Genomic DNA, 12426 nt, shown 5'->3' on the forward strand with positions numbered 1-12426 from the left:
TTCATCGCCGGCAGGCCGGCTCCCACAGCGTATGCACAAGCCACAATACCTGTGGGAGCCGGCTTGCCGGCGATAGGGCCCTTTGATCCACCGCAATCCCCCTATTGTTTCAACCTTTTTCCTGACCGCTCGTTCCGCTATGCTCGGATCCACCCCCGTGCCGGACAAACCCCAGGAAAGAGGGCTCCATGATCCGCAGCAAACTGCCGAACGTCGGCACGACCATCTTTACCACCATGTCGCAACTGGCCATGCAGACCGGTGCGCTCAACCTGTCCCAGGGCTTCCCTGACTTCAACGGCCCCCCGGCCTTGCTCGATGCCGTTGGCCGCCATGTGGCAGCCGGGCATAACCAGTATTCGCCGATGACCGGCCTGCCAGCCCTGCGCCAGCAGGTTGCAGCCAAGATCGCCCGGCTGTATGGCGTGGCAGTGGATGCCGACCAGGAAGTGACCATCACCCCGGGCGCCACAGAGGCGATCTTCTGCGCGATCCAGGCGGTGATCCATCCCGGTGACGAGGTGATCGTCTTCGACCCCAGCTACGACAGCTACGAGCCGTCGGTGGAGCTGGCCGGTGGCCGCTGCGTGCATGTGCCGCTGCGCGACGGCAGCTTCAGCATCGACTGGCAGAAGTTCAGCGACGCCCTGAGCCCGCGCACGCGCATGGTCATCCTCAATTCGCCGCACAACCCAAGCGGCGCCTTGATCAGCCGCGACGACCTGGAGCAGTTGGCTGCGTTGATCGGCGACCGCGATATCTACCTGGTCAGCGACGAAGTCTACGAGCACCTGATTTACGACGGCGTGCGCCACGCCAGCGTGCTGGCCCACGCGCAGCTGTACAGCAAAGCCTTCGTCATCAGCTCGTTTGGCAAGACCTATCACGTCACCGGCTGGAAAACCGGCTACGTGGTCGCGCCACCGGCGCTCAGCGCCGAATTGCGCAAGGTGCACCAGTACGTCAACTTCTGTGGCGTCACGCCCTTGCAGTGCGCCCTGGCCGACTTCATGGCCGAGCACCCTGAGCATATCGACGAACTGCCGGGCTTCTACCAGGCCAAGCGCGACCTGTTCTGCGACCTGCTGCAAGGCTCGCGCTTCAACTTCACCCGTACCCCAGGCACCTATTTCCAACTGGTGGACTACTCGCAGATCCGCCCCGACCTGAACGACGTCGACATGGCTCTGTGGCTGACCCAGGAGCATGGCGTGGCCAGCATTCCGGTGTCGGTGTTCTACCAGCAACCCATCCCCGAGCAACGCCTGGTACGCCTGTGCTTTGCCAAACGCGAGGAGACGCTGCGCCAGGCAGCGGAAAGACTATGCGCGATCTGAGCCAACTGCCGAACCTTAAAATCGCCTTGGTGCAGACCACCCTGGCCTGGCACGACCGCGAGGCGAACTACGCGCACTTCGAGGAGCTGATCACCCAGGCCGGCGAGGTGGACCTGGTGGTCCTGCCGGAAATGTTCACCACCGGGTTTTCGATGGAGTCCGAAAGCCTGGCCGAGCCGGAAAACGGTCCTACCTACAAATGGCTCAAGGCCCAGGCGAAGAAAGCCAACGCCGTGATCACTGGCAGCGTGATCATCCAGGCCGCCGACGGCAGCCATCGCAACCGGTTGCTGTGGGCGCGGCCCGATGGCGAGATCCTGCATTACGACAAGCGCCACCTGTTCCGCATGGCCGGCGAGCACAAGCACTACACTCCGGGCGAGCGCCAGGTGCAGTTCGAGCTCAAGGGCTGGCGGATTCGCCCGCTGATCTGCTACGACCTGCGTTTCCCGGTGTGGAGTCGCGATGCGCAGGACACCGACCTGCTGCTGTACACCGCCAACTGGCCGGCGGCGCGGCGCCTGCACTGGAACCGGCTGCTGCCGGCACGGGGCATCGAGAACCTGTGCTTCGTGGCAGCGGTGAACCGGATCGGCACCGATGGCAAGGGCTTTGCCTACTCCGGCGACAGCCAGGTGCTGGACTTCCAGGGTGAGAGCCTGCTCAGCGCGGGCGAGGCCGACGGTGTGTTCACCGTGGTGTTGCGGGCGGCGGAGCTGGCCGCGTATCGGGCGCGGTTCCCGGCCAATATGGATGCCGATACCTTCGAATTGCATTGATTGCTGCGCGGGCCTCATCGCTGGCAAGTCGCGGCGGCGAACCGCAGCTCCCGCAGGGACGGCGCTTGGCTTGAGGGCGGCGCGGTCGGAGTGGGAGCCGGCTTGCCGGCGATGAGGCCGGCATTGCTGACCTGACTGTCTGATCAGTACACATCCCGGCGATAGCGCCCATCCTCGATCAGCCGCTGCACCCGCTCCTCGCCCAGAATTCCCTGCAGCGCCGCATCCACCCCGGCCGCCATCCCTTGCAAACTGCCGCAGACGTACACACAGGCGCCGTCATCGACCCCGCGCTTGAACTCGGCGGCCTGCTGCAACAGCACATCCTGCACGTAGATCTTCTGCGCCTGGTCCCGCGAGAAAGCCAGGTCCAGCCGTTGCAGGTCGCCGCTTGCCACCCAGCCTTGCAGTTCCTCACCGCACAGCAGATCGTGCGCCCGGTTGCGCTCACCGAACAGCAGCCAGTTGCGCTGCTCTCCCGCCGCGATGCGCGCCTTGAGCAGGCTGCGCAGGCCAGCCAGGCCGGTGCCGTTACCGATCAGCACCAGAGGGGCCGATCCGCCGGGCAGGTGGAAACCGCTGTTGCGACGCAGGCGTGCGCTGACGCTGCCATCGAGTGGCAGATACTCGGTCAGCCAGCCGGAACCCAGGCCCAGGCTGCCATCGGCGTGGCGCTCCTGGCGCACGATCAGCTCCAGCACGCCGTCGCTGGCGATGGATGCAATCGAGTATTCGCGAGCGGTCAGCGGGATCAGGGCATCGATCAGCGCCTGGGCATGCAGGCCGACCAGGTGTTCGCGGCCGACCGGCAGTTGGCGGCTGGCCAGGGCCTGCGCCAGGCTTTCCTGCAGGCCGTCGAGCTGCACCGGGCAGCGAGGATCGAGGCCCAGGCCTGCCAGGAAGGCATCGACACGGGGCTGGCCATTGCGCGGCAGGATCTCGATCAGGTCGCCTGCTTCCCAGGTTGCGGGCATTTGCGCCTGCAGTCCCAGCAGGTAGACCGGCGCGCCCTCGCTACCTGGGTTGAGCAGTTCACGGCGCAGCAGACGCCAGTTGCCGAAGCTCGGCGGCTGCCAGGCGGCGATCGGTCGGGCGCCGGTCAGTTGCGTCAGTTCCTGTTGCCACAGTTGAAGCGCGGTGGGGTCGGCATTGTCCACTTCCACCGGGCTGAAGGCGCAGGTGGCGCCACGCTCGCCAAGCCAGGCCTGGAGGCGGCGGGCGAAGCCGCAAAAGTGCGGATACTGGCGGTCACCCAGGGCCAGCAGGGCGTAGTCCAGATGCTCGAGTGCCCAAGGTTGGCCGAGCACCTTGCGCTCGAAGCCGCGGGCGCTGTCCGGGGCTTCGCCGTCGCCGAAGGTGCTGACCACGAACAGGGCACGGCTGGCCTGGCGCAATTGGGCTTCGCCCAGCTCGGCCAGCGGGCGTACCTGCACCGGCAAGCCGGCGGCTTGCAGCTGGCCGGCGCTCTGCCAGGCCAGTTGTTCGGCGAAACCGCTCTGGCTGGCGAAGCCGATCAGCCAGCTGTCGCCAGCGTTGCCCCGGTCGGCCACTGCGCCACGGGCAGCGCGTACCTGGCGTTTCTTGCGCCGACGGTCGAGGTACAGCAGCCAGCCGGTGACAAAGAACAGTGGCATGGTCAGGCTGGCGAGGGTGACGATGATGCGCCCCGGCAGACCGAAGTATTCGCCGACGTGCAGGGCATAGACGCTTTGCAGCAGTTGCGCCTTGAACGACTTGTCGGCATAGCGTTCGTGACGCTTGACCTGGCCGCTGGCCGGGTCGAGGGTCAGGGTGTTGAAGGCCCGCTCGTGCTCGGCGCCTTGCAGCAGGTAGAACAGCGTCGCGGGCTGGCTGCCGGCCGGCGGCAGGCGCAGGTTGTAGGTGGCCAGGTCCGGGCCTGCGGCTGCCTTGAGGTTGGCCCAGATGGCGTCATAGTCCACCACCCGTGGCGGGGCGTTCTTGTCCACTTTGGGCGGACCATGACGACCGCCACGGCCTTCGCCGCGTTTCTGCTCGCCCGCCGCGGGCTGGTCGGCCAGCAGGCGGTTGAGGCCTTCGCGGTACCACTCGTAGGACCAGAACAGCCCGGTCAGGGCGAACAGCAGGTAGAACAGCAGGCACCAGGTGCCGAACACCGCATGCAGGTCCCAGTTGAAGGCACGGCCTTTCCTGGCCCAGTCGAGGGTCAGCCAGGTCCGCCAGTTCAGGGCCTTGCGCGGCCAGCGCAGGTACAGCCCGGAGAGGCAGAAGAAGATCAGCATCAGGGTGCAGGCGCCGGTTATCTGCCGGCCGGTGTCGCCCATGGCCAGGAACCGGTGCAGGTTGAGCATGAGGTTGAAGAAGCCAAGGCCTGCGACTTCACCCTTGAGCTCGCCGGTGTACGGGTCGGCGTAGCGCAGCGCGCCACGGCGCTCGCCGGGCGCCGGGGAGAAGAAGATCCGCGCGGCGTTGCCGTCGCGGGTATCGACCCAGAGCATGGAGACCTGGTCGCCTTGCGCGGCCTCGACCCGACGCACCAGCTCGGCCGGCGGCAGCACGCCTTCCTGGCGTACCTCGACCTTGAGCACCTCGGCGTTGAACGCGCGCAGCAGTTCTTCCTGGAACGACCAGATCGCGCCGGTGATGCCCATCAGCGCCAGCACCAGGCCGGCGCTGATGCCAAAGAACCAGTGCAATTGGAACAGCGTCTTCTTCACCACATCGATCACCTTGTCTTGCCGCCAGCAACTGCGCGGCGTGCATTATGCCTTGATACGCAAAAGCCCCGTTCAATCGATTGAACGGGGCCTGGGGTGCGGCTTTTAGAAGTGGACGCTGGTGGTCAGCAATGCCGTGCGTCCCGCCGCCTGGTTGGCGAAGTGGGTGGAGTAGGCCTTGTCGTAGTAGACCTCGTTGGTGAGGTTCTGCACGTTCAACTGCAGGTCGATGTTCTTGGTCAGCTTGTAGGCCGCCATGGCGTCGTAGCGCACGTAGCTGTCGACCATGGTGGTGTTGGCCACGCTGCCGTACACGTCGTCTACATAGAAGGCGCCGCCACCGACCGTCAACTTCGGCGTCAGCTGGTAGGTGGTCCACAGGCTGGCGCTGTTGTTCGGCGTGTTGGGCAGCTGGTTGCCGTCGTTCGCCTTGCCCAGCGGGCCACCGTCGATCTGGCGGGCCTGCATGTAGGTGTAGCCGGCGAACACCTGCCACTTGTCGGTCAGCTTGCCGCTGGCCGACAGCTCGATGCCTTGCACACGGGTTTCACCGACGTTCTCGTAGGTGTTGGTGTTGACCTGCACCCGGGCGTTTTCCTTCTCGGTGCGGAACAGCGCCGCTGCCAGGGACAGGCGCTGGTCGAGCAGGTCCCACTTGGTGCCGATTTCGTAGTTGGTGGTTTCTTCCGGCTCCATGTCACTGTTGAGCAGGTTGCCGGAGCGGTCGGTGGTGTTGCCCAGCGGGTTGCCTTCGGTGCCCTCGCCGAGCATGGCGCCAGGCGGTGTGGCCGAGGTGGCGTAGGACACATAGATGCTGCCGTTGTCGGCCGGCTTCCACACCAGGCCCAGCTGGCCGGTGATGAATTCGCTGGTGTCCTGGCCCTTGGCGGGTACGCCTTTGGTGCTCACTGCGGTACTGCCGTCGGCATTGTAGCCACGATAGTCGGTGTCGAAGTGGTCATAGCGCAGGCCCATGTTGAGCAGCCACTGCGGGGTCAGCTCCAGGGTGTCGAAGACATATAGTGCGCGGGTCTTGCTGCTGGTCTTGGTGCCGGCGTAGTTGCGCGCGACGGTGCCGACCCAGGCATCGTCCGGGTTCGGGTTGTCCAGCGAGGTGCAACTGCCGCCGCTGCCCGGCCCGGTGCAGGTGAGCTTGCTGTTGGGGGTGACGGTGTAGCTCTGGCGGTCGGACTCTTCCTTGGTGAACTCGACGCCGGTGGAGAAGCTGTTCTTCAGGCCGCCCAGGTAGAACTCGCCGAACAGGTCGGTCTGGTTGGTGGTGGTGGCGGTGTTGCCCACACGGGTGTTGGCGCGACGCCAGACGCCGTTGTTGTTGACGTTGCCGGCACTGTCGTCGGGCTGGGTCAGCACGTAGTCCTGCATGCTGTTGCCGTGGCGCAGGGTGTTCTTGAGGGTCAGCGTGTCGGACAGGTCGTGCTCGATGGCGAAGGTCGCGATATCGACACGGGTCTTGCGGAAGTCGCGGCCGGTCAGGCCGTAGAAGTTGTCGCTGTCGCCGCCGTCCACCGGTTTGTCCGGATGGGCAGAGGTACGGGCTCCGCTGCCTGCCAATGGCACGCTGTAGGGGATGCCGGAGTCCGGCAGGTCGTCGCTTTCCAGGTGGTAGTAGTCGAGGTTGACGCGGGTCGGCGTGCCCAGGCCGAACGCCAGCGACGGGGCGATGCCCCAGCGGTCGTAGTTGACCTTGTCGCGGCCGGCGACGTTGCTCTCGTGGGTCATCAGGTTCAGGCGCCCGGCGACGCTGTCGCTGAACTGGTAGTTGCCATCGAAGGTGTAACGCTGGGTCTGGTCGCTGCCCCAGGTCCAGGCGCCGTCCAGCGAGTTGCCCAGGTGCGCGCGCTTGCTCACCAGGTTGATGGTGCCGCCGGCCGCACCGCGACCACCAATGGCCGAGTTCGGTCCCTTGGCCACTTCGACAGACTCGATGGCGAAGATTTCGCGGGTCTGGGCGCCGGTGTCACGCACGCCGTCCAGGTAGGTGTCGCCCTGGGCGTCGAAGCCACGGATGAAGGGGCGATCGCCTTGCGGGTTGCCGCCTTCGCCGGCACCGAAGGTGATCCCGGGTACCGTGCGCAGGGCGTCCTGCAGGGACATGGCGTTGGTGTCCTTGATCACCTGCTGGGGAATCACCGTGATCGAGCGCGGCGTGTCCACCAATGGCGCGGTGTACTTCTGCGACGAGGCCTTGTCGACCTTGTACTCGGTGCTTGCCTGTTCGGCCTTGCCATTGACGCTGGTGGCGTCGAGGGTGATGGCGTTGCTGGCGGCCGGGTCGGCGGCATAGGCCGAGGTGGCGGTGATCGCCATGCCGATGGCAGAGGCGAGCAGTCGTGGTGAACTCACAGCAGATGGCACGTGACGCATTGTTGTAGACCTTCCCCAAGGTATGAAGGCCGCGGATGTTAATGTAAGCGAATGTAAGGAACAATTGAGAAGCGTTACCATTCGCCAGGAATTTACATTCTTTACAATTTTGCCTTACGGTTTTTACGGTCTCATCCGTCGCGCTCTGGAGAAAGGGGCTTGTGGTAGGTAAAAGGTAATCAATATCATTGACGCCCCTTTCGCTCTTGGTGCCGTCGCCATGCTGCTTCACATCCCAGGCCTGTTCGAGGCCGACGAAATCCTGCGCATTCGCGAAGCCCTGGAGCAGGCCGACTGGGCCGACGGCAAAATCACCGCCGGATACCAGTCGGCCAAGGCCAAGCACAACCTGCAGTTGCCCGAGGGGCATGCGCTGGCCAAGGAAATCGGCAGTGCGTTGATCGAGCGGCTGTGGCGCAACCCGTTGTTCATGTCCGCGGCGCTGCCGCACAAGGTGTTCCCGCCACTGATCAACTGCTATCGCGAGGGCGGCAGTTTCGATTTCCATATCGACAATGCTCTGCGCCAGCCCAAGGGCAGCCCGGAGCGCGTGCGTACCGACCTGTCCTCGACGCTGTTTCTCAGCGACCCGGACAGCTATGACGGCGGCGAGCTGGTGATCCAGGACACCTATGGCGTGCGGCAGGTCAAGCTGGCCGCCGGCGACCTGGTGCTGTACCCCGGCACCAGCCTGCACAAGGTCAACCCGGTCACCCGCGGGGCGCGCTATGCGGCGTTCTTCTGGACCCAGAGCCTGGTGCGCGAGGACAGCCAGCGCACCTTGCTGTTCGAGATGGACAATGCCATCCGTCAGCTCGGCGCCGATGTGCCGGAGCACCCGTCGCTGCTGCAACTGACGGGCACCTACCACAACCTGCTGCGCCGCTGGGCCGAGGTCTGAGCCGTGTCTTATCAATTGCGTCGTGAGGAAGTGGTGGATGTGGCCGGGCTGAAGGCGATGCTCGAGCACAGCCCGGGACAGGCCGCGCAGGCGATCCTGACGGCGGCGGGGCAAGGGGCGGTCGAGGCGCAGCTGTTGCTTGGGCAGATCCTGCTCGATGGGCGCGGTATCGAAGAGGATGCCAACGTGGCCCGGCGTTGGTTCGCCATTGCCGCCCAGGGTGGCAGTGCCATGGCCCACAACATGCTTGGCCGTTGCCTCGAGCATGGCTGGGGTGGCGAGGTGGATCTCGCCCAGGCGGCCATTCACTATGCCCGGGCGGCCGACGCCGGGCTGGACTGGGGGATGTACAACCTGGCCAACCTGCTGGCCACCGGTCGTGGGGTGGCGGCCAGCCAGGCCCAGGCGTTGATGTGCTACGAGAAAGCCGCGCAGCTGGGGCATGCCAAGTCGATGAACCTGTATGGGCGGTATCTGGAGCAGGGCATTGCCACCGCTGCGAGCCCGGTGCGGGCCATGCGCTGGTATCGCCGTTCAGCCGAGGCGGGGGATTTCCGCGGGATGTTCAGCCTGGCGCTGGTGCTGGTCGAGCGGGGGCAGATAGCCGAGGCCGGGCCGTGGCTGGACCGGGCCAGGGTCGAGGGCAACCTGAATTTCCTGCGCAGTGCGCTGGTGACGTTGCAGGGGGCGGGGCCAGCATTGATGGCCTTTGCGGCGCGTTATGCCGAGGAGATCGAACGGCGGGAAGACTGAGCCTGATCGTGCGGGCCTCTGCGCGAGACCGCTGCCACGAGCAAGTAGGGGCCGCCTTGCGGCCCATCGCCGGCAAGCCGGCTCCCACAGGTTCAGCGCAGGTCTCAGAACTGCGCGATCCCTGTGGGAGCCGGCTTGCCGGCGATGGGCTGCGTAGCAGCCCCAAGTGACGCCTCGAGTTACAGGTAGTAGGCTTTCAGCGGCGGGAAGCCGTTGAACTCCACCGCGCTGTAGCTGGTGGTGTAGGCACCGGTCGACAGCCAGTACAGGCGGTCACCGATGGCCAGGTTCAGCGGCAGGCCGTACTTGTAGTTTTCGTACATGATGTCGGCGCTGTCGCAGGTCGGGCCGGCGATGACGACTTCTTCGGTTTCGCCTTTCTTTTCGGTCCAGATCGGGAACTTGATGGCTTCGTCCATGGTTTCGATCAGGCCGGAGAACTTGCCCACGTCGGTGTAGATCCAGCGCTCGACGGCAGTACGAGACTTGCGCGCCACCAGCACCACTTCACTGACCAGGATGCCGGCGTTGGCGATCAGCGAACGGCCAGGCTCCAGGATGATTTCCGGCAGGTCGTCACCGAAGTCTTCCTTGAGGAAGCGGATGATCTCTTCGGCGTAGGTCTCGAGGCTGTTGGTGCGGGTGATGTAGTTGGCCGGGAAGCCGCCGCCCATGTTGATCAGCTTCAGCTCGATGCCGTCTTCTTCCTTGAGGCGCTCGAAGATCACCTTGACCTTGGCGATGGCTGCGTCCCACACGCTGATGTCGCGCTGTTGCGAGCCGACGTGGAAGGAGATGCCGTAGGGCACCAGGCCCAGGTCGCGGGCGAGGATCAGCAGGTCCATGGCCATGTCGGTCTGGCAGCCGAACTTGCGCGACAGTGGCCAGTCGGCGGTGGTGGAGCCTTCGGTGAGAATACGCACATAGACTTTCGAGCCCGGCGCGGCCTTGGCGATGTTGCGCAGGTCGGCCTCGGAGTCGGTGGCGTACAGGCGCACGCCTTTCTCGTAGAAGTAGCGGATGTCCTTGGACTTCTTGATGGTGTTGCCGTAGCTGATACGGTCGGCGCTGACGCCACGGCCGAGCACCTTGTCCAGTTCATAGATCGAGGCGATGTCGAAGCTCGAGCCTTTTTCCTTCAGCAGGTCGATGATCTCGACCGCCGGGTTGGCCTTGACCGCGTAGTAGACCTTGGCGAATTCGAACCCGGCGCGCAGGTCGTCATAGGCCTGGCTGATCATCTGGGTATCGATGAGAACGAACGGGGTTTCCTGCTTGTCGGCGAACGCCTTCATTTTCTGGAAGGTGTCACGCGCAAAGTAGTCTTCGACCTGGATCGACATGCTCAGGGGCTCCATGGGCAAACTGAAAAGATAAGTGGCAGCAACTGAACGTCCTCCGTATCCCCACTTTGGTTCGCCTACTTCCCAAGGCATGTCGCCGAAAGCAAAAAGGTCAGCCGTGCCGGGATAAAGGCGGGTGACCTTGCTGTCTCGTCGTCAGTACTTGAGCCGGATGGATCGTTTCCAGCATGGACGTTCGGCGCGCACTTTAGGGTGTGAAAACGCCAATATCAACAGGCAATCCGAGGGCATTCGTCGTGTGCCGGCGGCCTGCCGTTGCGATAACCGACCGATGTGAACCAGGTAGGTTCAGGAAAAGACCATGAGCGTAAAAAATTGTGGAATAGGTGGCGATCTGGCTGCGATCGGTTGATAGCTTCATTCTTTGCATGATGGCTCTGGTTTCGCTGCGAAAGGGCGGATGAACCTGTTGGTGACCGTTTGTCGTTGGCTGAGGCAGGAGGGCGAATGAACACAGGGTGTTCAAATTTATGGCCACATGCTCAGCCTGGTCTTTACCGCGAAATTGGCCATAAATTTTTTGTTACGCAGAGCCTATCTGGGCCATTGGTCGTGCAAGGGACATGTCGATTGCCGTCCTTGATGAGAAACATTACTATTCGCGACCTCATCTGCCTCCCTGACGACCCCGACCGTGTCCGGACCCAAAGGCTTCCTCGACCATTACCAAGAGCTGATCGGCACCTGGACGCGCAAACTGCGCAGTCGACAGCAGGCCGAGGACCTCACCCACGATGCCTTTGTGCGGGTGCTGGAAAACCCGCGCGAGCAGGTCGAGCAGCCACGCGCCTATCTGCACCAGACCGCCCGCAACATCGCCGTCGACGGCTTTCGCCGCGAGGACCGGCGCCAGGCCCTGGAGCTTGAGGCCTTCACAGGTGATATGGCCGCAGGGGACGACCCGGAAGCGTATGTGCACGCCCTGGAACTGGCCGACAGCGTCGAGCGTGCGCTGGCCGAGCTGCCGCTGAATTGCCGCAGGGTGTTCATCTGGCAGAAGCTCGAGGGCCTGACCCAGGCCGAAATTGCCGAGCGCATGGGTTTGACCAAGAACATGGTCGAAAAGTATATGATCCGCACGCTCCGACATCTGCGTGAGCACCTGGATGTGTCGGCCAGATGAGTCAGGAGACCCCTTCGATGAAACAGCACGTGCCCGATCCCGTGGGCGAGCAGGCGGCCTGCTGGTTCGCCCGCGCTCAGGACGCGCCGCACGACAAAGCCGTGCACGCGGCATTGCAGGCGTGGTTGGCGCAGCACCCCTCAAATCGGCAAGAGTACGAGCGCCTGGCGCAACTGTGGCGCGCCGCCGACTTCATTCCGCGTCAACACCTCGAAGCGCTGTGCCAGCCCGAGCCGGTGCGCCAGCTTCCGCGCCGCCGTCTGCTGCGCCAGGCTTTGGCGGCCGGCGTGGCGGTGGTCGCGCTGGGGCTGGGTTGGACAGGTTGGCAGTATCAGCAGCTCAACCACCAGGACACGTTGAGCACGGCCCTGGGCGAGCGGCGTCAGGTCGAGTTGCCGGACGGTTCACAGTTGGAACTCAACAGTGCCACCCAGGTGCAGGTGATGTTCTCTGCGGGGCAGCGCCATGTGCGCCTGGGCGCGGGCGAGGCGATGTTCATCGTCGCGCACGACAGTGACCGCCCCTTCGTGGTGAGCACTGCCCAGGGCGATGTCACCGTCACCGGCACCCGCTTCGATGTACGCCAGGATCCGAACAGCACCCGCGTGGCGGTGGAGCAGGGTTCGGTCAAGGTACAGGGCGCAGCCGAGTCGCTGGCGCTGCTCACTGCCGGCCAGGGTTCGCATATCGATGCGCAGGGCAAGGTCGCCGCGCCCTATGCCATCGATGCCAAGGCGCTGACCGCCTGGCGCCAGGGCAAGCTGGTCTTCGACAACGCGCCGCTGAGCGACGTAGTGGCGGAGGTTTCGCGCTACCGCGCCCGACCTTTGCATGTGGCGTCCGGCAAGGCCGCTGCTCTGCGCCTGTCGAGCACCTTCAGCACCGACGACCCGGACGCCCTGTTGCGGGCCTTGCCGAGCATACTGCCGGTGCGCGTGAAGAACCTTGCAGACGGCTCCAGCGAAATTGTTCTGAAATAGATTCAGGTTTTTTTCCGTTCGTTCGTCTTCCCCGCCAGCTGCAACTGCCAAGCATTTCCATTTGCATGCGGTTGGCGTTTATCCCGACTCTCAGGACCCATCGAAGAC

At 64.4% G+C, this 12426-nt stretch carries 9 protein-coding genes; 6 read left to right on the forward strand and 3 right to left on the reverse strand.

Going from position 1 to position 12426, the window contains the following annotated elements; genetic code table 11:
- Positions 1-188: 188 nt before the first annotated feature.
- Both ACVWY1_RS09280 and ACVWY1_RS09285 read left to right on the forward strand, forming a co-directional pair.
- On the forward strand, positions 189-1337 hold the full coding sequence (locus tag ACVWY1_RS09280; protein ID WP_457378165.1) for a pyridoxal phosphate-dependent aminotransferase: 1149 nt from the start codon (positions 189-191) through the stop codon (positions 1335-1337).
- Entirely contained in the window at positions 1325-2116 is a 792-nt protein-coding gene (locus ACVWY1_RS09285; RefSeq protein ID WP_102682069.1) for an amidohydrolase, read from the forward strand. The genes ACVWY1_RS09280 and ACVWY1_RS09285 overlap by 13 nt, the downstream gene beginning before the upstream one ends.
- Before the next feature lie 143 nt (positions 2117-2259).
- Here the strand turns inward: ACVWY1_RS09285 and ACVWY1_RS09290 are convergent, their stop codons facing one another.
- Together ACVWY1_RS09290 and ACVWY1_RS09295 are read right to left on the reverse strand one after the other, a co-directional pair.
- Entirely contained in the window at positions 2260-4815 is a 2556-nt protein-coding gene (locus ACVWY1_RS09290) for a PepSY domain-containing protein (protein WP_457378166.1), read from the reverse strand.
- Positions 4816-4917: 102 nt separating this feature from the next.
- Positions 4918-7197 (reverse strand): TonB-dependent receptor, encoded by a 2280-nt coding sequence (locus ACVWY1_RS09295; protein WP_139668992.1) that lies wholly within the window; start codon positions 7195-7197, stop codon positions 4918-4920.
- Between the two features lie 220 nt (positions 7198-7417).
- Here ACVWY1_RS09295 and ACVWY1_RS09300 point away from each other — a divergent pair, with 220 nt between their 5' ends.
- Both ACVWY1_RS09300 and ACVWY1_RS09305 read left to right on the forward strand, forming a co-directional pair.
- Complete coding sequence (locus ACVWY1_RS09300; RefSeq protein ID WP_046854262.1) at positions 7418-8098, forward strand: Fe2+-dependent dioxygenase; 681 nt, start codon at positions 7418-7420, stop codon at positions 8096-8098.
- A 3-nt stretch (positions 8099-8101) separates the two neighbouring features.
- Positions 8102-8851 carry a tetratricopeptide repeat protein gene (locus ACVWY1_RS09305; RefSeq protein WP_457378167.1) on the forward strand — a complete coding sequence of 250 codons (750 nt, stop codon included), beginning with the start codon at positions 8102-8104 and terminating at the stop codon, positions 8849-8851.
- A gap of 179 nt (positions 8852-9030) precedes the next feature.
- Here the strand turns inward: ACVWY1_RS09305 and ACVWY1_RS09310 are convergent, their stop codons facing one another.
- Entirely contained in the window at positions 9031-10194 is a 1164-nt protein-coding gene (locus ACVWY1_RS09310) for a type III PLP-dependent enzyme (RefSeq protein ID WP_102684931.1), read from the reverse strand.
- Between the two features lie 655 nt (positions 10195-10849).
- Here ACVWY1_RS09310 and ACVWY1_RS09315 point away from each other — a divergent pair.
- Positions 10850-11338, forward strand: a complete 489-nt coding sequence (locus tag ACVWY1_RS09315; RefSeq protein WP_102684930.1) for a sigma-70 family RNA polymerase sigma factor — start codon at positions 10850-10852, stop codon at positions 11336-11338.
- A 17-nt stretch (positions 11339-11355) separates the two neighbouring features.
- Positions 11356-12318 (forward strand): FecR family protein, encoded by a 963-nt coding sequence (locus ACVWY1_RS09320; RefSeq protein WP_457378168.1) that lies wholly within the window; start codon positions 11356-11358, stop codon positions 12316-12318.
- Positions 12319-12426: the final 108 nt, after the last annotated feature.

Source organism: Pseudomonas sp. TE6288, from assembly GCF_054062095.1.

Coding starts and splice junctions, on each gene's coding strand:
- ACVWY1_RS09295 (WP_139668992.1), bottom strand. CDS start 7,197: ATGCGTCACGTGCCATCTGCTGTGAGTTCACCACGACTGCTCGCCTCT.
- ACVWY1_RS09310 (WP_102684931.1), bottom strand. CDS start 10,194: ATGTCGATCCAGGTCGAAGACTACTTTGCGCGTGACACCTTCCAGAAA.
- ACVWY1_RS09300 (WP_046854262.1), top strand. CDS start 7,418: ATGCTGCTTCACATCCCAGGCCTGTTCGAGGCCGACGAAATCCTGCGC.
- ACVWY1_RS09285 (WP_102682069.1), top strand. CDS start 1,325: ATGCGCGATCTGAGCCAACTGCCGAACCTTAAAATCGCCTTGGTGCAG.
- ACVWY1_RS09320 (WP_457378168.1), top strand. CDS start 11,356: ATGAAACAGCACGTGCCCGATCCCGTGGGCGAGCAGGCGGCCTGCTGG.
- ACVWY1_RS09280 (WP_457378165.1), top strand. CDS start 189: ATGATCCGCAGCAAACTGCCGAACGTCGGCACGACCATCTTTACCACC.